Source organism: Pseudomonas sp. A25(2017) (assembly GCF_002001065.1).
GTDB classification, from domain to species: Bacteria; Pseudomonadota; Gammaproteobacteria; order Pseudomonadales; family Pseudomonadaceae; genus Aquipseudomonas; species Aquipseudomonas kilonensis.
In genome coordinates this window covers 28,946-52,196 of record NZ_MUOA01000028.1, presented here as the reverse complement: position 1 = coordinate 52,196, position 23,251 = coordinate 28,946, and the positions used below count along the sequence as shown (strand labels likewise).

At 64.4% G+C, this 23,251-nt stretch carries 8 protein-coding genes (1 of these 8 only partly in view); 4 read left to right on the top strand and 4 right to left on the bottom strand.

Annotation, left to right across the window (positions count from 1 at the left end; translation table 11 throughout):
• Nucleotides 1-579 precede the first annotated feature (579 nt).
• On the top strand, nt 580-837 hold the full coding sequence (locus B0E42_RS01325) for a DUF6124 family protein (protein ID WP_371915886.1): 258 nt from the start codon (nt 580-582) through the stop codon (nt 835-837).
• 181 nt (nt 838-1,018) lie between these two features.
• Here B0E42_RS01325 and B0E42_RS01320 read toward each other — a convergent pair whose 3' ends face one another.
• From B0E42_RS01320 to tam, 4 genes are all read right to left on the bottom strand, one after another.
• A complete protein-coding gene (locus B0E42_RS01320; protein ID WP_077505358.1) occupies nt 1,019-2,842 on the bottom strand; it encodes a glycoside hydrolase family 15 protein in 1,824 nt (607 codons plus the stop codon).
• Nucleotides 2,835-3,635: an SDR family oxidoreductase gene (locus B0E42_RS01315; protein WP_077505357.1), complete on the bottom strand. Its 801-nt coding sequence runs from the start codon at nt 3,633-3,635 to the stop codon at nt 2,835-2,837. The genes B0E42_RS01320 and B0E42_RS01315 overlap by 8 nt, the downstream gene beginning before the upstream one ends.
• A 242-nt stretch (nt 3,636-3,877) precedes the next feature.
• A complete protein-coding gene (locus B0E42_RS01310) occupies nt 3,878-5,011 on the bottom strand; it encodes a cupin-like domain-containing protein (protein ID WP_018609406.1) in 1,134 nt (377 codons plus the stop codon).
• A 91-nt stretch (nt 5,012-5,102) separates the two neighbouring features.
• Nucleotides 5,103-5,873: a trans-aconitate 2-methyltransferase gene (tam, locus tag B0E42_RS01305; protein WP_077505355.1), complete on the bottom strand. Its 771-nt coding sequence runs from the start codon at nt 5,871-5,873 to the stop codon at nt 5,103-5,105.
• A gap of 216 nt (nt 5,874-6,089) precedes the next feature.
• Between tam and B0E42_RS01300 the strand changes: the two genes are divergently transcribed.
• The 3 genes from B0E42_RS01300 to B0E42_RS01290 all read left to right on the top strand — a co-directional run.
• Complete coding sequence (locus B0E42_RS01300; protein ID WP_077505353.1) at nt 6,090-6,872, top strand: thioesterase II family protein; 783 nt, start codon at nt 6,090-6,092, stop codon at nt 6,870-6,872.
• Between the two features lie 214 nt (nt 6,873-7,086).
• Nucleotides 7,087-19,671 carry a non-ribosomal peptide synthetase gene (locus B0E42_RS01295; protein ID WP_077505352.1) on the top strand — a complete coding sequence of 4,195 codons (12,585 nt, stop codon included), beginning with the start codon at nt 7,087-7,089 and terminating at the stop codon, nt 19,669-19,671.
• Nucleotides 19,672-23,251, top strand: the beginning of a protein-coding gene (locus B0E42_RS01290) for a non-ribosomal peptide synthetase (RefSeq protein ID WP_077505350.1). Its footprint extends 7,508 nt past the window's final position; the window shows 3,580 of its 11,088 coding nt (coding positions 1-3,580); the start codon lies at nt 19,672-19,674; its stop codon lies off the right edge, out of view.

Genomic DNA, 23,251 nt, shown 5'->3' with positions numbered 1-23,251 from the left:
CTCGAAACGGGACGTCACTAGTTTTTGTGGCGAGGGGATTTATCCCCGTTGGGCTGCGAAGCAGCCCCCTAAACAGCCAACTCAATCTGCCTGATGCACCGAGGCGCTGATTACAGGGGCTGCTGCGCAGCCCAGCGGGGATAAATCCCCTCGCCACAGTGGTGCGGTGTTCCTACAAAAAAATAGGTGAACCGGAATTTTCTGACGAGTCGCGGCGGTTGCCGGTTAGGAAATAGCGGGGATAGGCTTTGCTCGTCGCTGAAAAATCAGCGACCGGGTTTGGTCGCCCGGGTTTAGAATGGCGCACGATGCCGCGCGAGCGGCTGTCTGCTTTATGGCTGACTGTGCGTGGGAGGGCTTCGGGCCCTGCCGGGTATCCATTCCCTGGTCGACCAACCTGCGTACAGTTCGCCACCCCTCTGCTTGGTCGCGGAAATGGCGAACTCCACTTTTGAATGGAGATTCACATCATGGTCAAGATCACCCCCAACCCACCACGCCCCGAAGACCTCTCTGCCTACACCACCTTCGATACAAAAAAAACTCCGCGAAGCCGCCGACCGGGCGCTGAATATCCATTTGTCGCCCACGCCGCCTAAACCCGACACCCAGGACGGCCAGGTTTTCACCGTGGTCCCCGGCCTCAACACCGAATCGGTGCTGACCACCCTCAACGAAACCCTGGCCTCGGCCGATGCGCTGGTCAGTGACCTGGGGTTCGAGTTGGAGGGTTCTCGGCGGCATGTTGCGCTGGGGATTCAGCAGTTGATCGAACTGGCCAGGTTGCTGGCTAACCGTGCGTTGGATGACCTCGAGCTGGCCGACTCAGCGCGGTAGCCGGCACACCATGATCGTTCCCACGCTCCGCGTGGGAATGCAGCCCGTGACGCTCTGCGTCACCCTCCAGAAGCGGAACGCGGAGCGTCCCTGGCGGCGTTCCCACGCGGAGCGTGAGGAACGATCACAATGAACGCGTCACCTTCATCGAGGGCAAGCCTTGCTCCCACAAAAGCCTAGTTCACGGCTGCCAATGAGTTTTCTCCCCGCTCAACTTGCGGTCCAGGAAGCTCGCCGCGCTGATCAACGCCAGGTGGGTCAGGGCTTGGGGAGTGTTGCCCAGGTGGTAGCCGTGGCTGTCGAATTCTTCGGCGTACAGCCCCAGCGGGTTGGCGTAGCGCAGCAGTTGTTCGAACTCCAGCTGGGCTTTTTCCACGCGGCCGGCGCGGGCCAGGCATTCGACGTACCAGAACGAGCAGGCCGCGAATGAGCCTTCGATGCCGCTGAGGCCGTCGATGGGGCTGTCGTCGTTGCGGTAGCGATAGACCATGCCGTCGCGCACCAGGTTTTTTTCGATGGCGTCGAGTGTCGAGAGCCAGCGCGGGTCGCGGGCGCTGACGAAGCGCACCAGCGGCATCAACAGCATCGAGCCGTCCAGGGCGGTACTGCCCAGGCGCTGGATGAAGTGCTGGTGTTCGTCGTTCCAGAAGTTCGTCCAGATGTCCTGGTAGATGGCCTGGCGCGTCTCGTCCCAGCGGGCGAACGGGGCGGGCAGGGAGCGTTTTTCGGCCAGGCGGATGGCGCGATCCACCGCGACCCAGCACATCAGCCGCGAATGCAGGAAATGCTGTTTGTCGCCGCGCATTTCCCAGATACCCACATCCTTGTCCTGCCAGACCTTGCACACTTGGTCGACCACCTCGACGGTGTGTTTCCAGCCTTGATGAGAGATCGCTTCGCCGTATTTGTTGACCAGGTACACCGCGTCCATCAGCTCGCCGAAAATGTCCAACTGCACCTGTTTGTAGGCCAGGTTGCCAATGCGTACCGGTCGGGCGTTGCCGAAGCCGCTCAGGTGTGGCAACTCGGTTTCCGGTAGCTCCTGCCTGCCGTCCAGACCGTAGAGAATATTGAGTTTGATCGGTTGATCACAGCAGTCACTGACCCGGCCGCGCAGCCAGCGCATGTAGGCGTTGGCTTCTTCGACGAAGCCCAGGCGCATGAACGCATAGACGGTAAAGGAAGAGTCGCGGATCCAGGTGTAGCGATAATCCCAGTTGCGTTCGCCGCCGCGGGTTTCCGGCAGGCCGAAGGTGGCGGCGGCGAGGATGGCGCCGTGTTTGCGCGAGGTCAGCAGCTTCAGCGCCAGGGCCGAGCGGTTGACCACTTCCCGCCAGCGTCCCCGGTAGGTGGACTGGCCGATCCAGCCGCGCCAGAACGCCAGGGTGCGTTCCAGGCAAATCGCGCTGACATCGTCCTGAAGGCGCGGGTCGTCGATGCCACCCAGCAGGAATTCGGCGCTCTGGCCCTGCGCCAGGGTGAACTCGGCCACCGCCGCATTGCCGTCCAGCGTCATGGGCTGGTCGGAGCATAGGCGCAGGCTCGGTTGCCCCGGCGCCTCGAAACAGATGTGGGCAGCGTCCTGGCGCGCCGTGGTGGCGGCCCGGGCGTAGTCATGCCGCACGGCGCAGCGCATGCGAAACGTCGCGCTGCCGACGGTCATGTGCACTTTGCGCATCAGCACCGGTAAATCATCCTCGCTGTCGCCGATGGGCAGCAGGTCGGTGACTTCCACCACGGCGCCGTCGCTCAGCCAGCGGGTTTGCAGCACGTTGGTGTCGGGCAGGTAGATCTGCTGGCGGCGGGCGTTCGGCAGGTCCGGGGCCAGTTGGAAAATGCCTGCTTCGGGCGTATCCAGCAGCGAACAGAAGATCGATGGGCTGTCGAATTCCGGCCAGCAGAAAAAATCTATGCTGCCTTGGTCATTGACCAGCGCGGCGCTGCGCATGTCGCCGATGATGCCGTGGTTCTCGATGGGGCTTTGCGGTTCGTCATGATCAGCCATTGCCGCGAAACCCCGGATAAAGGCTCATCCCACCATCGATGAACAACGTGGTGCCCACCACATAATCGGACAAGTCCGAGGCCAGCCAGACCACCGCGTTGGCGACGTCCTCCACAGCGCCGACGCGACCGTAAGGAATCAGCTCCAGCAGTTTCTGTTCCTGCTCGCCCTCGGTGGCGTCCTGGTTGATGGCCGTGCGGATGGCGCCGGGGGCGATGCTGTTGATGCGGATGCGCTGGTGGCTGGTTTCCTGGGCCAGGCTCTGCATCAGCAGATCGACCCCGCCCTTGGACGCGGCGTAATTGGCGTGGCCGGCCCAGGGAATGCGCTGGTGCACCGAACTCATGTGGATGATCTTGCCAGCGGCCCGGGACACGCCGTGGCGAATACCCTGGCGGGTGAAAATCCGCAGGGCGGCGCGAGCGCAGAGGAACTGGCCGGTGAGGTTGGTGCCGATCACGGTGTTCCAGTCTTCCAGGCGCATGTCGACGGTGGCGGCATCTTTTTGCAGGCCGGAGTTGGCGACCAGGATGTCCAGCGCGTCAAAGGCTTCGAGGGTCTGGGCGAACAGCCGCTCGACGTCCGGCTCCTTCGACACATCGGCCCCGACAGCGATGGCGCGGCCGCCGGTGGCGTTGATTTCACGGGCCAGCGCTTCGGTCGGGCCGGCGCTGGAGTGGTAGTTGAGCACCACTGCGGCACCGGCGTGCGCCAACGCCCTGGCCGCGCCTGCGCCAATGCCGGAGCTGGCGCCGGTGACCAGGGCAACCTGTCGGGCGAGGGATATCTGCATGGTCTAGCACCTTGAATGGAGGGCCTTACCTGCTGACTGGCGTGAGGCGTGCAGAGTTCAGTTGGGTGAAGCTGTCTTCATATTCCAGGTCCAAACACAAACCTGTGGCAAGGGGACCGTGGGAGCATAGCTTGCTCGCGAAACAGGCGACTCGATTTCTGAAAGACCGCATTGCCTTCATCGCGGGCAAGCCTTGCTCCCACAATCCTCCAGCCACAAAGAATTTTGCTTCAGGTCGGCTGTTACCAACCCCGCCCCGAATTCACCCAGAAATTCACCGACAACGACGTAGACACCGACTCCACCTGATGGAACCAACCCTCAGGCAAAAACAGCAAATCCCCTGCCTCCAATGTCACGCGCATGAAGGTCACGTCGCGGGCGTGGGGGAAGCGTTGGTAGTCCGGCGCGTCCGGGTTGAAATCACAACCGTCCAGCCCGCCTTGGGGCGCCGTGGACCAGGTGCCCAGGGCTTCGCGGTGGTGAGGCGCGGCGAGGGTGAAGGTTTTCTGGCCCCAGACCTGGGCGAACAGGTTGTCGGTGTCGTCGCGGTGCAGCGGCGTCAGGGTGCCCTTGGGGCCGATCCAGATGCGCGGCGGGATGAACAGCGAGGGGGCGAAGTAGGGCGGGTACTTGATCTGCTCCATCAGTTGCGCCGGCAGGATGTTGTTGCCCATGTAGGCCGGTGGTTCGCCGTCGGCGCCCTTGGTCGCCGGGCTGTCGAGGGAGGCGATGAAGTCGGCCATGGACGTGGAGCGGAAATCCCGCTCGGTGGAGAAGGTCTTCTTCACGTAGTCGCCGTGGCGGGTGATGCCTTGCAGCTCGGCAAAATGCACCAGGGATTCTTCGCGGCTGAGTTTGAACAACGGCCAGTCCTGCAAGGCATCGCTGATGACCAGCGGAATGCCGTGGGGTAAATAGCGCGCTTGAAACTCCTGCACCGACAGCTCGCTGCGAGGCCGCCGTTCCACGCTGCGTTGGGGCGGCAGGCTCGCGGTGAGTTTTTCGCTGAAGCGCGACGGGGTGGGGTAGCGCTTGTTCATGTCGACCTTTTCCACCACGCCACCGCCATGCCGGGCATGGTCGATGATCTGCGGCAGCAACGTCGCCAGGCCCATGTTGCCACCGATCTTCAGGCGCCCGCTGGCGAACAGTTCCTCGACATTGGCCATGCCGGCCATGATCCCGAGGAAGTCCTTTTCCGCCACCTCGATGGTCACGTCAGGGCTGCTGTGGCGGCCAGCTTCGGTGCGGCTGCTGGCCTTGACCTCGGACCAGTACGCCTGGTGCGGGCCGAACACGAATTGGAAGACGCCTTCGATACCAACGGCGCCGGCATTGGCGAACAGCTTGCCCAGGATGGTGTGCAGGTCCACGGCGGTCACTCTTGCGGGTTTTTGGTCTTAGCAGGTAACGAGGGCCCGGATCAGAAATTTAGGCCCCGTCGCTGCGTCATCGACCGTCGCCCTAGCGCGTCGCAACCATGAACAACCGGGGAAACGGCAGCAGCACCGTCCCATCGTCCTGGGCGGGATAAGCCTGTTCGATCGCCTTGAGGTAGCGGGCCAGGTACTGCTCGCGTTGCGCCTCGTCCAGCGGCTCGAGAAACGGCCGCAAGGCGCTGCCCTTGAACCATTCCACCACGCCTGCAGCACCGCCGGCCAAGGGGTGATGGTAGGTGGTGCGCCACACATCGACGCGGCTGCAGTGGGGCTTGAGGATCGAGTAGTAGGCGCTGGCATCCGCCATCTCGGTACGCGAATCAGCCGCCGCGGCCAGTTGGCTGGCCCAAGGCCCGTTGGCGGCGATTTCCCGCATCAAGCGGTGGGAGGGCTGGTGCAGGTTGTCGGGCATCTGGATTGCCAGGCTGCCACCGGGAGCGAGCTTGCCCACCAGCGCGGGCAGCAGGCTGGCGTGGTCAGGCAGCCATTGCAGCACGGCGTTGGCGAAAATCACGTCGAACGGCCCGGGCTCATCCCATTGGCCGATGTCGGCAGTGTCGAACGCCACGGCGGGCAGGCGTTTGCGTGCGGCGTCGACCATGTCGCTGGAACTGTCCAGGCCGCGCACCGTGGCGCTGTTGAAATGTTCCACCAGCAGCTCGGTGGAATTGCCCGGGCCGCACCCCAGGTCGATCACCGAGCGGGCCTGTGTCGGGGGGATGGCGGCGAGCAGGTCCCGGGACGGACGGGTGCGTTCCTGTTCGAAGGTGACGTATTGCTTGGCGGACCAGCCCATGGCGTTCTCCTGTGCAGTGCGGTGAGTCGAGGTGCCGCCAGTATAAGGTCGTGTGGGAGGATGAACCGCGTTATCGTTCATCGCGGGCAAGCCTTGCTCCCACAAGCCTTGCTCCCACAAGGGGCAGGCATCTCGTGGCGAACGTCACGGTTTTGACTAATTCCATGGGTTACGATTTCGTTATCTTCCCTACACGACCGATCGGAGAAAACCGCAGTGACCCAACTGACCCTGCTGTGCCTGCCTTATTCCGGCGCCAGCGCGATGGTGTACAGCCGCTGGCGGCGCACGTTGCCGCAATGGCTGCACGTGCAACCGGTGGAACTGCCGGGGCGCGGAGCGCGCTTCGACGAGCCGCTGCATACCGACATGGGCCCGTTGGCGATGCAGCTGGCGCGGGAGCTGCGTCCGTCGCTCCAGGCCCCTTACGCCTTGTTTGGCCACAGCCTGGGCGCGCTGCTGGCCTGTGAAATCGCCCATGCCCTGCGTGAACTTGGCTGCCCGGAACCGGTGGCGTTGTTTGCATCCGGCACCGCGGCGCCGACGATGCGCGCCGACTACGACCGCGGTTTCGCCAAGCCGAAAACCGACGCTGAACTGATCGAGCAACTGCGCACCCTCAACGGTACGAGCGAGGAGATCCTGGCCAATGAAGAGCTGATGGCCTTGACCTTGCCGGTCCTGCGCGCCGATTTTTTGCTGTGCGGACATTTCCAGCCGCGGCAGCGGCCGCTGCTCAACTGTCCGGTGCACGTGTTCGGCGGCACGGCCGACAAGGCCACCACGGAGCAACTGATGGGCTGGCGCCAGGAAACCACGGGCAGCTTTTCGGTGGACATGCTGGCGGGCGGGCACTTCTTCATTCATGAGCACGAGGCCAAGGTGCTGCGGCTGATCAAGGATCAGTTGAGCGTGCATCATCGGCGGCATGGGTTGACCCCTGTGGCGAGGGGATTTATCCCCGCTGGGGCGCGAAGCGGCCCCATTCAAACTACCTGACGCAACATCTCCTCGGTTTTTGGGGCTGCTTCGCAGCCCAGCGGGGCGGTGCGACGCTTCGCTAAATCCCCTCGCCACAATGCGGACTGTCCTTTCCTGTCGGGAAGCTCTTCCTGACACAAATTCTCAAACGCTAATTTTTCCGGTTTGCATTCGTTTCATAGGGACGACTTGCCTTTGTGCCTTGTGCCCACTGATTCCGGATACCCCAGAAATGAATGCTGAAGACGCCTTGAAACTTGCTCGCCGGTTTATCGGGTTGCCCCTGGAAAAGCGCCGGATGTTCCTGGCCGCGCTGGACAAGGAGGGCGTGGAGTTCAGCGGTTTTCCCATCCCCCGGGGCGTCGAGGCCGAGGATCGCCAGGTGTTGTCCTATGCCCAGCAGCGCATGTGGTTTCTCTGGCAGCTGGAGCCGGACAGCGGTGCCTACAACCTGCCGGGAGCGGTGCGGCTCAAGGGCGCGCTGAGCCTGCCAGCGCTGGAGCAAGCTTTCGCCAGCCTGGTGGCCCGTCACGAAACCCTGCGCACGGTGTTCCAGCGCCAGGCCGACGACAGCCTCCTGCAAGTGCCGACCGACGCGCCGCTGGTGATCGAGCACAGGGACTTCAGCGCCATGCCGGCAGCCGAGCGCGAGCAAGCGGTGCGTCGGGCCGCCGAGGAACAATCACTGCGGCCCTTCGACCTGTCCAGCGGCCCTTTGCTGCGGGTCGAACTGCTCAAGCTCGATGATCAGGAGCACGTGCTGCTGCTGACCTTGCACCACATCGTCTCCGACGGTTGGTCGATGAACGTATTGATCGACGAGTTCATTCGCTGCTACGACGCCCATGAAGCGGGCGTGGAACCTCAGTTGGCCGACTTGCCGATCCAGTACAGCGACTACGCCCTGTGGCAGCGGCGCTGGCTGGAAGCGGGCGAGCTGCAGCGTCAACTCGATTACTGGCAAGCGCAGCTGGGCGATGAGCATCCGGTGCTGGAGCTGCCCATCGACTATCCGCGCCCGGTGCTGCCGAGCTATCGCGGTCGCCGCCTGGAGCAGGTGGTGGACGCCGCGCTGGTCGAGCAACTGCGCGGCGTTGCCCGCCAGCATGGGGTCACGTTGTTCATGCTGTTGCTGGGGACTTTCAATATCCTGCTGTACCGCTATACCGGGCAAGATGACTTGCGGGTCGGCGTCCCGATCGCCAATCGCAACCGCCGGGAAATCGAAGGGCTGATCGGTTTCTTCGTCAACACCCAGGTATTGCGGGTGCAACTGGACGGCCAGACTCGCCTCGGCGACCTGTTGCGTGACATCAAGGAAACCGCCCTCGGCGCCCAGGCCCACCAGGACCTGCCCTTCGAACGGTTGGTCGAGGCGCTGAAGCTTGAGCGCAGCCTGAGCTACAATCCATTGTTCCAGGTGATGTACAACCACCAGCCGGAAGTGGCCGACGTCACCACGCTGAAAGTCGGCAGCGGTCTGGAGTTGGGCGTCATCGAGTGGGAAACCCGCAGCACCCAGTTCGACTTGAGCCTGGACACCTACGAAAAGGGCGGGCACTTGCATGCGGCGTTCACCTACGCCAGTGACTTGTTCAGCCACGACACCATCGAGCGCATGGCTCGGCACTGGACGTTGCTGTTGCGCAACATCGTCAACGACCCGCAGCAGCGCGTCGGCGAGCTGGCGTTGTTGGCGCCGGCCGACTATCGGCAGGTGGTGACAGAGTGGGCGCGCCACGACACGAGCTGGCCGAGTGAGCGCCCGGTGCATGAACTGTTCGAGGCCCAAGCTCAACGTAGCCCGGACGCCGTCGCCTTGATCTGCGATGGACAACGATTGAGCTATGGCCAGCTCAATGCCCGATCCAACCGCCTGGCGCGCACATTGGTGGCGGCGGGGGGCGGTCCTGACGTGCTGGTGGGCATCGCTGTCGACCGGAGCCTGGACCTGGTGGTGGCCATTCTTGCCGTGCTCAAGGCCGGCGGTGCCTACGTGCCGCTGGACCCCCAGTACCCGGTGGATCGCCTTCGATTCATGATCGAAGACAGCGCCAGCCGTTTGCTCCTGAGCCAAAGCCATTTGCTTGAACGACTGCCTGTGCCCGACGGCGTGCGTTGCCTGTGCCTGGATCAGGCCGAGTCCTGGGAAAGCGCCGAGCCAGGTAACCTGCAACGCAAGGTGTGGGCCGACAGCCTGGCCTACGTCATGTTCACCTCCGGCTCGACCGGGCGGCCGAAAGGCGTCGGTATCAGTCATGGCGCGTTGAGCAAGCATGCGTTTGCCTCGCAGTACTATTACGGCTTGAACAGCACCGACTGCGTGCTGCAATTCGCGACGTTCAACTTCGATGCCTTTGGCGAGCAACTGTTCGGCCCGCTGACCTGCGGCGCCTCGGTGGTGCTGCGCGGCAACGAGGTCTGGGACAGCGAAACCCTGTACCGCCAGATCGTCGAGCAGGGCATCACGGTCATGGACTTGACCACCGCCTACTGGAACATGATCGCCAAGGAGTTCGCCGCTGTCGGGCCGCGTGACTATGCGGCGCTGCGCCAGGTGCACAGCGGGGGTGAAGCCATGCCGCCCGAAGGCGTGCAGGCCTGGCGCCGGGCCGGGCTGGAGCAGGTCAAGCTGCTCAACACCTACGGCCCGACCGAAGCCACGGTCACGGCCACCACCCTTGATTGCAGCGATTACGTCTTCAATCGCCGGCCGCTGCCGCTGACCTTGCCCATTGGTCAACCGCTTCCAGGTCGGCATACCTATCTACTGGATGCGCACCTGGCGCCCACGCCGGTGGGGGTGACCGGGGAGTTGCTGATTGGCGGCGAGCTGCTGGCGCGTGGTTACTTTCAACGCCCGGCCTTGACCGCCGAACGTTTCATCCCCGATCCGTTCTCCACCCGCGGTGCGCGCCTGTATCGCACCGGCGACTTGGCGCGCTTCAATGCCTTGGGCGAAATCGAATACGTGGGCCGCGTTGACCATCAAGTGAAGATCCGCGGCTTGCGCATCGAGCTGGGCGAGGTCGAAGCACGCCTGTTGGAACTGGCGGCGGTCAGTGAAGCCGTCGTACTGGCGGTGCAGGGTGGCAGCAGCTTGCAACTGGTGGGTTACGTGGTGCCCAAGGATGCATCGCTGGTGTCGGCCTCGGCGGATGAGCAGGGCGCTGCGCGGGAAACCCTCAAGGCGCAACTCAAGGAGCATCTGCCGGATTACATGGTGCCAACCCAGCTGGTGTTCCTTGCGCAATTGCCGCTGAGCCCCAACGGTAAGCTCGACCGCAAGGCCTTGCCGTCAGCGGATGCCAGTCAACTGCAGCAGGCCTTTATCGCCCCCCGCAGCGAACTGGAGCGAGGCATCGCGGCCATCTGGCGGGACGTGCTCAAGCTTGAACAGGTCGGTTTGACCGACAACTTTTTCGAGCTGGGTGGCGACTCGATCATCTCGATCCAGGTGGTCAGCCGCTCGCGGCAGGCCGGGATCCATTTCACCCCCCGTGACCTGTTCCAGCATCAAACCGTGCAAGGCCTGGCGAGCGTCGCGCAACAGGGTGGCAGCGGGCTGCAGATCGATCAGGGGCCGGTCAGCGGCGAACAGCCGTTGCTGCCCATCCAGCAGGTATTTTTCGAGGACGCCATTGCCCAGCGTCACCACTGGAACCAGACCGTCTTGTTGCGCAGCCATCTACCGTTGCAGGCCCCGGCGCTGCTGCAGGCCCTCAACGCCGTGTTGGCGCATCACGATGCGTTGCGTTCGCGCTTCGTCGAAACCCCGGCAGGTTGGCGGGCTGAGGTCGCGCCGATGGTGGTCGACCCTGAGTTGTTGTGGACAGCGGACAACCTGAGCGCTGCTGAGCTGCAAGACCTGTGTGCCAAGGCTCAGTGCAGCCTCGACCTGCACAATGGCCCGCTGCTGCGTGCGGTGCTGGCGAGCATGGCCGATGGCAGCCAGCGTCTGTTATTGGCCGTGCACCACCTGGCCGTGGACGGTGTGTCGTGGCGCATCCTGCTGGAAGATCTGCAACGGGCTTATCAACAGGCCAGCGCCGGCACCGCCATCAAGCTGCCGGCCAAGACCAGCGCCTACAAGGCCTGGGGTGAACATCTGCAGGCCTACGCCAGCACGGAAAACGTTCAGGCCGAACTGACGTTCTGGCAGCAACAACTGCAAGGCGCGGGAGTGGATCTGCCGTGGGATAACCCCCAAGGCAGCCGGCAAAGCCGTTACGCCAAAGTGCTGCACAGCCGTCTCGACAAAACCCTCACTCAACAGCTGCTGCAACAGGCTCCCGCGGCGTATCGCACCCAGGTCAACGACCTGCTGCTGACCGCCCTGGCGCGGGTGATCTGTCGCTGGACCGGCCACGCCGACACCTTGATCCAGCTCGAAGGCCATGGCCGCGAAGAGTTGTTCAAAGGCGTCGATCTGACCCGCACGGTCGGCTGGTTCACCAGCCTGTTCCCGGTGCGGCTGACCCCGGCCGATGGCGTGGGTGCCGCGATCAAGCAGATCAAGGAGCAACTGCGGGCGATCCCGAACAAGGGCATCGGTTTCGGTGTGCTGCGCTACCTCGGCGACGATGCGGCGCAAGCCTGTCTCAAGGCCTTGCCATTGCCGGGCATCACCTTCAATTACCTCGGCCAGTTCGACGGCAGTTTCGATGCCCGGGAGGGTGCGCTGTTCAGCCCGGCGGGGGAAAGCGCCGGGCGCGAGCAGAGCCTTGATGCGCCACTGGATAACTGGCTGAGTGTCGAAGGCCAGGTCTACGACGGCGAGCTCGACTTGCGTTGGACGTTCAGCCTTGAGCAATTCAACGAGGCGACCATCGCCCGTCTGGCCGATGACTATGCCCGCGAACTGGAAGCGCTGATCGGCCATTGTTGCCAGGCCCATTCCATGGGTACCACGCCGTCGGACTTCCCGCTGGCGCGCATCACCCAGGCGCAGTTGGACGCGATCCCGGTGCCCGCTGCCGCCATCGAAGACATTTATCCACTGTCGCCGATGCAGCAAGGCATGCTGTTTCATACCCTGTACGAGCAGGGTACCGGTGCCTACATCAACCAATTGTGCGTGGATGTCGATGGCCTGGACCCCGAGCGTTTCCGCGCGGCGTGGCAGGCGACCCTGGACGCCCATGAGATCCTGCGCAGCGGCTTCATCTGGCAGGGCGAGTTGCAGCAACAGTTGCAGATCATCCACCGCCGTCTGGCGCTGCCCTACACCGTGCTCGATTGGCGCGAACGCCATGACGTTGCCCTGGCCCTCAAGGATTTCATTGCCGCTGACCTGGCCATGGGGTTTGACCTGACCCAGGCCGGGCTGCTGCGGGTCACGCTGATTCAACTGAGCGATGAGCGTCATCACCTGATCTTTACCAACCACCATATCCTGATGGATGGCTGGAGCAGCGCGCAGATGCTCGGTGAAGTGCTGCAGCGTTATGCCGGTCAACAGCCGCCGCGCCCGGTCAGCCGCTATGCCGATTACATCCAATGGTTGCAGCGCCAGGACGCCGCGCTCAGCGAAGCGTTCTGGCGGGAGCAACTGGCCGATCTCCAGGAGCCGACGGTACTGGCGAACGCCGCTGCGGCGAGTGGCGAAATGCGCAGCGAAAGCGCTCATGCGCTCAGGCATTACCACCTGGATGCGCCGGGCACTGGCCGTCTCAACGCGTTCGCCCGCCAGCAGAAAGTCACCGTCAACACCCTGGTGCAAGCGGCGTGGCTGCTGCTGTTGCAGCGCTACACTGGCAGCGACTGCGTGGCGTTTGGCACCACCGTGGCCGGGCGGCCGGCGGAGCTGGTTGGCATCGAACAACAGGTCGGCCTGTTCATCAACACCTTGCCGGTGATCGCCGGCTCGCGTCCGGACCAGACCGTCGCGGCCTGGCTGGCCGCCGTACAGGCGCAGAACCTGAGCCTGCGCGAGTTCGAGCACACGCCGCTGGCGAGCATCCAGCGCTGGGCTGGGCAGGGCGGGGGAGCGCTGTTCGACAGTCTGCTGGTGTTCGAGAACTTCCCGATTTCCGCGGCGTTGCAACACGGCACCGCCCAAGGCGTGGTGTTCGGCGAAGTCGCCAACCAGGATCAGACCCACTACCCGCTGACCCTGGGCGTGACCTTGGGCGAGACGCTGGCGCTGCACATGAGTTTCGACCAGGCGCATTTCAGCGTTGCAACCATTGAGCGCTTGAGTGCGCAACTGTTGCTCCTGCTGGAGCGGTTTGCCGAATCCGCCGAGCGTCGCCTCGGCGAGATTGCCCTGGCCGATGACGAGGAGCACAGGGCGCAACAGGCTGCCAACCACCCGCAGTCCTACCCGACCGACATGGCCGTACACCAACGCATCGCCCATCTGGCGACGCACAAGCCCGACGCGACGGCGGTGATCTTCGACGGCCAGCGCTTCAGCTATGGCGAGATCGACCGGCGGGCCAACCAGTTGGCGCACGCCCTGATTGCCCGTGGCGTGGGCCCGGAAACCCGCGTTGGCGTGGCCCTGCCGCGCAGTGAAGGGGTGATCGTCGCACTGCTGGCGGTGCTCAAGGCCGGCGCGGCCTATGTGCCGCTGGACACCAGCTACCCACGGGAACGCCTGGCCTACCTGATCGAGGATTCCGGGCTGGCGCTGTTGCTCACCGACTCCCGGGTGTCGGCGCAACTGCCGCTGGAAGGCGCCAACCAGGTGCTGGAGCTCGATCGCCTGGACCTGAGCCTGCAATCGGCCGATGCACCGTCGATCACCGTCGATCCGCAGAACCTCGCCTACGTCATCTACACCTCCGGTTCCACCGGCAACCCGAAAGGCGTGAGCGTGGCCCACGGTCCGCTGGCGATGCACTGCCAGGCCATCGGTGAGCGCTATGAAATGCGCGACAGCGATTGCGAATTCCATTTCATGTCGTTCGCCTTCGACGGTGCCCATGAACGCTGGCTTACCAGCCTGACCCACGGTGCCTCGCTGCTGATTCGCGATGACAGCCTGTGGACCCCGGAACAGACCTACAACGCCATGGGCGAACACGGTGTGACGGTGGTGGCGTTCCCGCCGGTGTACCTGCAACAACTGGCCGAACACGCCGAGCGCGAGGGCAACCCGCCGAAGGTGCGCATCTACTGCTTTGGCGGCGATGCGGTGCCCAATGCCAGCTTCGAACGGGTCAAGCGCGCCCTCGACCCGGACTACATCATCAACGGCTACGGCCCGACCGAAACCGTGGTCACGCCGCTGATCTGGAAGGCTGGCCGCGACGTGGCGTGTGGCGCCGCCTATGCGCCCATCGGCAGCCGCATCGGCGACCGCAGCGCCTACGTGCTCGACGCTGATTTGAACCTGTTGCCCCAGGGCATGGCCGGCGAACTGTACCTGGGCGGCAGCGGCCTGGCGCGGGGGTACCTGAACCGTCCGGGCCTGACGGCCGAGCGATTTATCGCTGACCCGTTCAGCAGCGGCGGTTTGCTCTACCGCACCGGCGACCTGGTGCGCCAACGCGCCGATGGCACTTTCGATTACCTGGACCGCATCGACAATCAAGTGAAAATCCGCGGCTTCCGCATCGAACTGGGCGAAGTCGAAGCCAGCCTGCAAGCCCTTGAAGGCGTGCGCGAAGCGGTTGTCGTAGCCCAGGAAGGTGCTGCTGGCAGCGGCAAGCGCCTGGTGGCCTATGTGGTGGCCAATGAAACCGTGCCAAAGGATTTCGCCGAGCACTTGCGTGACCAGCTCAAGGCGACCCTGCCGGCACACATGGTCCCGGCTTATCTGCTGCTGCTCGAACGCCTGCCGTTGACCCCCAACGGCAAGCTCGACCGCAAGAACCTGCCCAAGCCCGACGTCAGCCAATTGCAGCAAACCTACGTGGCCCCGCGCAGCACGCTGGAACAGCAACTGGTGTCGATCTGGCAGGACGTGCTCAAGCTCGCGCAAGTGGGCCTACGGGACAACTTCTTCGAGCTGGGCGGCGACTCCATCGTCTCGATCCAGGTGGTCAGTCGTGCTCGGTTGGTCGGTATGCACTTCACGCCGAAGGACCTGTTCCAGCACCAGACCATCGAGGCCCTGGCCGCCGTGGTACAGACGGGCGCGCCGCTGCAATTGATCGACCAGCAACCCGCGACCGGCGAAACCGCACTGCTGCCGATTCATCATTGGTTCTTCACCCAGCCGATCCCCGACCGCCATCACTGGAACCAGTCGGTGATGCTCAAGCCGACCCAGGCGCTGGATGCGCAGGCGCTGGAACAGGCCTTGGGCGCACTGGTCGTGCACCACGACAGCTTGCGCCTGGACTTCATCGAGCAGGGCGAACGCTGGACCGCGCGTTACCGTGACGTCGAGGCGCAGGCCGCCGACACGCTGCTCTGGCAAGCCGACGTCGACGATCTCGCCGCACTGCAAGTGCTGGGCAACCAGGCCCAGCGCAGCCTGCGACTGGAGGGCGGGCCGCTGATCCGCGCGCTGCTGGCGAACCTCGCCGATGGCACGCAGCGGCTGTTGCTGGTTGTCCATCACCTGGTGGTGGACGGTGTGTCCTGGCGGATACTGTTCGAAGACCTGCAAAGCGCTTATCGCCAGACCCTCGCGGGCGCGGCGGTGCAACTGCCGGCCAAGACCAGCGCGGTCAACGCCTGGACCGCCGCGTTGCAGGACTATGCCGCCAGCGCACCCTTGCAGGCCGAACTGGGCTTCTGGCAGCAGCAGTTGCACGGCGCCCCGGCCGGTTTGCCGTGGGACAACCCCCAGGGCGGGCAGCAACAGGGCCAAGCCGTGACGATTCGCACGGCACTGGACAAAAACCTCACCCGGCAATTGCTGCAGCAAGCCCCGGCGGCCTATCGCACCCAGGTCAACGACCTGCTGCTGACGGCGCTGGCGCGGGTGATGGTGCGCTGGACCGGCGATGACAGTGTGTGGGTGCAACTCGAAGGCCACGGCCGTGAGGATCTGTTCGCCCATGTCGACCTGAGCCGTACCGTAGGCTGGTTCACCAGCCTGTTCCCGGCCCGACTGACGCCGGTCGCCGACCTCGGTGCTTCGTTGAAGCAGATCAAGGAGCAACTGCGCGCCATCCCCAATAAGGGCATCGGTTTCGGGGCCTTGGCGCACCTGGGCGATGACCTTGCGCGTGAAGCCCTGCAGGCCTTGGCGAAACCGCAACTGACCTTCAATTACCTTGGTCAGTTCGACGGCAGTTTCGATGCGGCCGCCGATGCCTTGTTCGTGCCGACCACAGAGCGCGGTGGCGAGGAAGTGAACCTGCAAGGTCCGCTGGGCAGCCCGCTGGCCCTTGACGGCCAAGTGTTCGGCGGTGAATTGGACTTGAGCTGGACCTTCAGCGGCGAGCTGTTCAATACCGCGACCATCCAGCACCTGGCCGATGACTACGTGCAAGAGCTCACTGCGCTCATCGGCCATTGCTGCGACAGCCACAGTGGTGGCGTGACGCCGTCGGATTTCCCGCTGGCGCGGCTGACCCAGGCGCAACTGGACACCCTGGTCCAAGCACCACAGGCCATCGACGACATCTACCCGCTGTCGCCGATGCAGCAGGGCATGCTGTTTCACTCCTTGCTCGGGCAGGGCGGCGGCGACTACATCAACCAGATGCGCCTCGACGTCGAAGGCGTCGATCCGCAGCGTTTCCGCGCGGCCTGGCAAGCGGTGGTCGATGCCCATGACATCCTGCGCAGCGGCTTCTTCTGGCAGGGCGACCTGGAGCAGCCGGTGCAAATTGTCCAGCGTCAGGTCGAGGTGCCGTTCCGCGTGCTCGACTGGAGCGGGCGGACGGAAAGCGATGGCGCCTTGCAAACCCTCGCCGATGAAGAGCGGGCCCAAGGCGTGGACCTGACCCAGGCACCGCTGATGCGCCTGGTGCTGGTGCGCACGGCGACTGATCGGCATCACCTGATCTACACCAACCATCACATCCTGATGGATGGCTGGAGCAGTGCGCAGTTGCTCGGCGAAGTGTTGCAGCACTACCACGGCGACGCGGTAGCACGTCCGGCTGGACGTTATCGCGACTACATCGCCTGGCTGCAACGCCAGGACGCGAGCCTCGGCGAAAGGTTCTGGACGCAACAATTGCGCACGCTGGATGAGCCGGTGCGCCTGGCCCAGGTGTTTGCGCGCCCGGCCCAGGACGTCTCGGCGAATCTGTACGGTCATCATCTTGTGCAACTGGATGCGCAGCAGACCCAACGCCTGGCTGAGTTCGCCCGCGAATCCAAAGTGACCGTCAATACCCTGGTGCAAGCGGCCTGGCTGCTGCTGTTGCAGCGCTACACCGGTAAGGCCAGCGTGGCGTTCGGCGCGACGGTGGCGGGGCGGCCGGCGGACCTGGTGGGTGTCGAGGGCCAGATCGGCCTGTTCATCAACACCTTGCCGGTCATCGCCAGCCCGCGTCCGGAACAGGCGCTGGGCGACTGGCTGCACAGCGTCCAGGCGCAGAACCTGGCCTTGCGCGAGTTCGAGCACACGGCGCTGTTCGACATCCAGCGCTGGGCCGGCCTGGGCGGCGAAGCGTTGTTCGACAACATCCTGGTGTTCGAGAACTACCCGATTTCCGAAGCCCTGGAGCACGGTGCGCCCGAAGGCTTGCGTTTCGGTACCGTGGATAACCTGGAACAGACCCACTACCCGCTGACCCTGCTGGTCAGCCTCGGTGCCGAGCTGGCGGTGCAGTTCAGCTACCAGTGCGCCAGTTTCGCCCCGGCCTCGGTCGAGCAGATCGGCGTGCATTTGCAGCGCTTGCTCCTGCAAATGACCGACGGTACCCAACGGCCCCTGGGGGAACTGAGCTTGCTCGACGGCGGTGAAACCCGTCAGCAGGTGCAAGGCTGGAACGCCACCGCGGCCGACTATCCGGACGAGCGTTGCGTGCACCGGCTGTTCGAGGCCCAGGCCCGCCAAACGCCGGATGCCACCGCGCTGGTGTTCGCCGAGCAGGCGCTGAGCTACGCCGAACTCGACGTTCGGGCCAACCGCCTGGCCCATCGCTTGATTGAACAAGGCGTGGGGCCCGATCAATTGGTCGGCGTCGCGCTGGAGCGTGGCGTGGAGATGATTGTCGCCTTGCTGGCCATCCTCAAGGCCGGTGGCGCCTATGTGCCGCTCGACCCGCAATACCCGGCCGACCGGCTGGCGCACATGATCGAAGACAGCGGCATCGAACTGCTGCTGACCCAACGTTCGCAGCTCAACCCATTCGCGGCACCCTGTGGGAGCGAGCCTGTGGGAGCAAAGCTTGCTCGCGATGGCGGTGGTTCAGTCAATGGTGATGGTGGGTGTGCCGACGCTATCGCGAGCAAGCTTTGCTCCCACAGGCTATCCCCCACAGGGGCCGGGGTTGGGGTCGAGACATTGGTGTTGGAACAGGAGGGTGACTGGCTCGACGGTTATGCCTGCGAGGCGCCGGCGACGCGCCTGGATGCGGAGCACTTGGCCTACGCCATCTACACCTCGGGTTCCACCGGCAAACCCAAAGGCGTGATGGTGCGGCATGGGGCGCTGGTGAATTTCGTCGCCAGCATGGCCCGCGAACCGGGCATCGTGGCCAGTGATCGAGTGCTCTCGCTGACGACGTTCTCGTTCGACATCTTCGGCCTGGAACTCTACGGCGCGCTGTTGAGTGGTGCCTGCGTGGTGCTGGTGGACAAGCAGAGCGCCCACGACCCCGAAGCGCTGCTCAAGACCATCGATAGGCAGCAGGTCAGCGTGGTCCAAGCCACGCCATCGACCTGGCGCATGTTGCTCGACCATCCGGCGTCCGCCTTGCTGGCCGGGCGTAAATGCCTGTGCGGTGGCGAGGCGTTGGCCGAGGACCTGGCCGAGCGGCTGCTGGCTGTCGCCGGTGAAGTCTGGAACCTGTACGGCCCGACCGAAACCACCATCTGGTCGGCGGCCTACCGCTTGACCGCCGAGCAGCGCCTGCCGTACCTCGGTCGACCGATTGCCAACACCGCGCTGTACATCGTCGGCGATCACTTCGCGCCGAACCCGGTCGGGTTGATCGGCGAACTGCTGATTGGCGGCGACGGCCTGGCCCGGGGTTACCACGCGCGGGCGGCGCTTACCGCCGAGCGATTCCTGCCGGACCCGTTCGGCAACGGCGCACGGGTGTACCGCACCGGTGACCTGGCGCGCCAGCGTGGCGACGGCGTGATCGAGTACATCGGCCGGGTCGACCATCAGGTGAAGATCCGCGGCTTCCGCATCGAGCTGGGGGAAATCGAAGCCTGCCTGCTGGCCCAGGCGTCGATCCGCGAAGCGGTGGTGGTGCCACAGCCAGGGCCGGGCGGCCTGCAGTTGGTGGCGTACCTGATCGCTGCCCATCCAGAGACAGCGGAACCGGCGGCCCTGCGCGAAGCCCTCAAGGCCCAGCTCGCGCCGTTGCTGCCCGACTACATGATGCCGGCGCACTGGCTGTTGCTCGAACGCTTCCCGCTGACCCCCAACGGCAAGCTCGACCGCAAGGCCTTGCCGTTGCCGGACGCCCAGCAACTGCTGCGTGCCTACGTGGCGCCCGAGGGCGCGCTGGAGCAGGGCATCGCCGCCATCTGGCAAGACGTGCTCAAGCTCGAGCGAGTCGGGCGCGACGACAACTTCTTTGAACTGGGTGGGCATTCCCTGCTGGCGACGCAAGCGACGGCGCGCCTGCAAATGCAGCAAGGCGCCGCGGTGCCCCTGGACTTGCTGTTCAACACCACGTCCCTGGCCGACTACGCCGCCCAACTGGCGGTCCACCTGACCCCTCACTCCAGCGACGACCTGAGTGAGATGCATGATTTCCTGGCAGACCTGGAGACCCTTTGAATGACTCAGCTCGATAACCTGTCTCTGGTTCAGCGATTCATCCGTTTACCGCTCGCCCAACGGCAAGCGTTCCTGCACAAGCTGCACAGCAAGAACATGAGCCTGGCGACGTTGCCGATCCCGGCGATGCGTGACGAGTTCGCGATGCTCGACCTGTCCTACGCCCAGGAACGCCAGTGGTTCCTCTGGCAACTGGACCGCCACAGCGCGGCCTACCACGTGCCCACGGCGCTGCGCTTGCGCGGCGCCCTCGACCTGCCGGCGCTGCAACGCAGCTTCGACGCCTTGCTGGCCCGTCATGACGTGCTGCGCACGGTATTCATCGACAGCCAGCAAGGCCCCCAACAAGTGGTGCAGGCCCACTTGAGCCTGGCGATCGAGCCCCAGGTGGTGTCTGGGTCAGCGGATGAGGCTGCGCTCAAAGCCCTGATCGATGATGAAATCGCTGGATTGTTCGACCTGCAACAGGGGCCGCTGCTGCGGGTCAAGCTGCTGCAACTCGCTGCGCACGACCATGTGCTGGTGCTGACCCAGCACCACATCATCTGCGACGGTGCGTCGGCGCACATCATGGTCAATGACCTGGTCCAGCTCTACGCCGCCCACCGCAGCGACCAAGCGCCGAGCCTGGCGCCTTTGCCGATCCAATACGCCGACTATGCGATCTGGCAGCGCAAATGGATGGAAGCCGGCGAGCTGGAGCGGCAACTGGCCTATTGGACCGAACGGCTGGGCGATGGCGGCGAAGTCCTGCCGTTGCCAACGGACCGGCCGCGCCCGGCGGTGCAGAGCCATCGCGGCGCCCGCCTGGACCTGACCGTTGACGCCGGGCTGACCCAGGGCCTGAAGCAACTGGCCCAGCGCGAAGCCTCGACGCTGTTCATGGTCTTGCTGGCGTCGTTCCAGGCCTTGTTGCACCGCTACAGCGGCCAGTCGGACATCCGCGTCGGCGTGCCGGTGGCCAACCGTAATCGCCCGGAAACCGAAGGCCTGATCGGCTTTTTCGTCAACACCCAAGTGCTGAATGCCCAGGTGCGCGGCGACCTGCCTTTCGAGCAATTGCTGGCGCAGGTCAAACAGGCTTCGCTGGGGGCGCAAGCCCATCAAGACCTGCCGTTCGAGCAGTTGGTGCAGGCACTGGCACCCCAGCGGCAGGCGAGCCACAGCCCGCTGTTCCAGGTGATGTTCAACCACCAGGGCAGCGGCACGGCCCAAGCCCTGCAATTGCCTGGGTTGCAGGTCGAGAGCCTCGACTGGAGCTCCCATACCGCCCAGTTCGACTTGACCCTCGACACCCACGAGACCCACGGTGAGCTGGCCGCATCCCTGAGCTACGCCACCGACCTGTTCGACGCCGGCACGGTGCAGCGCCTGGCCGAGCACTGGCGGAACCTGCTGCACGGCATCGTTGCCAATCCCCGCCAATCCATCGGCGAACTGCCGTTGCTGACGGCTACCGAGCAACAGCAACACATCACCCAATGGAACCCGGCGCCGCGCAGCTTCCCGGGCGAGGCATGCCTGCATCAGCGCATCGCCGAACAGGCGCGTTTGCGTCCCGACGCCATCGCTTTGCGTTGCAACGCCCAAACCCTGACCTACGGCGAACTCAACGCCCAGGCCAACCGCCGCGCCCATCAGTTGATCGCCCACGGCGTCGGCCCGGATGTGTTGGTGGGATTGGCGGTCGAGCGGGGCTTCGACATGCTGGTCGGCCTGCTGGCGATCCTCAAGGCCGGCGGCGCCTACGTGCCGCTGGACCCGACGTATCCCCAGGATCGTCTGGCCTACATGATGCAGGACAGCGGCATTCAACTGCTGCTGACCCAAGCGGCCCTGGTCGATCAGTTGCCAGTGCCGGATGGCGTGCAGACGCTGCTGTTGGACGCCGACGTCAGTGACTTCCCCGACAGCGAACCGCACGTAGTGATGAACGCTGCGAACCTTGCCTACGTGATCTACACCTCCGGCTCCACCGGCAATCCAAAAGGCACCTTGCTGCCGCACCACAACGTGCTGCGCCTGTTCGAGGCCACCGAATCCTGGTTCAGCTTCGGCGCGCAGGATGTCTGGAGCCTGTTCCATTCCTACGCGTTCGACTTCTCGGTCTGGGAAATCTTTGGCGCGCTGCTCCACGGTGGCGAGCTGTTGATCGTGCCGTATGACATCAGCCGCTCACCGCAGCAGTTCCACGAATTGCTCTGCGATGCCGGGGTGACGGTGCTCAACCAGACACCGTCGGCGTTCAAGCAACTGATGCACGAAGCCTGCACTGACTCGCGAAGCAATGCCTTGCGTTACGTGGTGTTCGGCGGTGAGGCGCTGGACGTCAAGTCCTTGCGCCCGTGGTTCGAGCGCTTTGGCGACGCGGCGCCGCAACTGATCAACATGTACGGCATCACCGAAACCACCGTGCACGTCACCTACCGTCCGCTGTCGTTGGCTGACCTGGAACAGGACGCCAGCAGCCCCATCGGCGAACCGATTGCCGACCTGTCGTGGTACTTGCTGGACGGCGACCTCAACCCAGTGCCGAAAGGCTGCATCGGTGAACTGTACGTCGGCCGCGCCGGCCTGGCCCGTGGTTATCTGAATCGCGGCGACCTCACCGCATTGCGGTTCATCCCTGATCCGTTCGGCGAAAGCGGTGCCCGCTTGTACCGCACCGGCGACCTTGCGCAGTACCGCAGCGATGGGGTGATCGAGTACGTCGGCCGTATCGACCATCAAGTGAAGATCCGCGGTTTCCGCATCGAACTGGGCGAGATCGAAGCGCGCCTGAACGCCCTGGATTCTGTGCGCGAAGCGTTGGTGCTGGCCCAGGAAGGGCCGAGCGGCCAGCAACTGGTGGCTTATGTTATTCCGGCGCACATCGGAGAGGACCCGGCCGGCCTGCGTGATGAGATCAAGACCCAGCTCAAGGCCGATCTGCCGGACTACATGGTGCCGACGCACCTGCTGTTCCTCGAACAATGGCCGCTGACCGCCAACGGCAAGCTCGACCGCAAGGCCCTGCCGACCGCCGACGCCAGCCAGGTCCAGCAGGACTACGTGGCGCCGCGAAGTGAACTGGAGCAACAGATCGCCGCGATCTGGCAAGACGTGCTCAAGGTCGAGCGGGTCGGCTTGAGCGATAACTTCTTCGAACTGGGCGGCCACTCGCTGCTGGCGACGCAGATGGTGTCGCGCATTCGCCAGGCCCTCGGCCTGAACCTGCAACTGCGCCAGTTGTTCGAAAACGCCAGCCTTGAGGGCTGTGTGGCCGCGCTGGTGGACAGCGAAGAAGCACGGCCGGCGAGCATCCCGCGTATCGTCCGGGACGAGGCGCCACTGCCGCTGTCCTACGCCCAGCAACGCCAGTGGTTCCTCTGGCAGATGGAGCCCAACAGCGCGGCGTACCACATTCCGGCGGCGCTGCGGATTCAGGGCGACCTGGACTTGCAGGCCCTGCAACAGAGTTTCGCCGCCCTGGTACGGCGCCACGAAAGCCTGCGTACCACCTTCGTCCAGGTCGATGAGCAAGCGTTCCAGGTCATTCATCCACAGATGAATCCGGTCGTAATTGCGCAGATGCTCGACG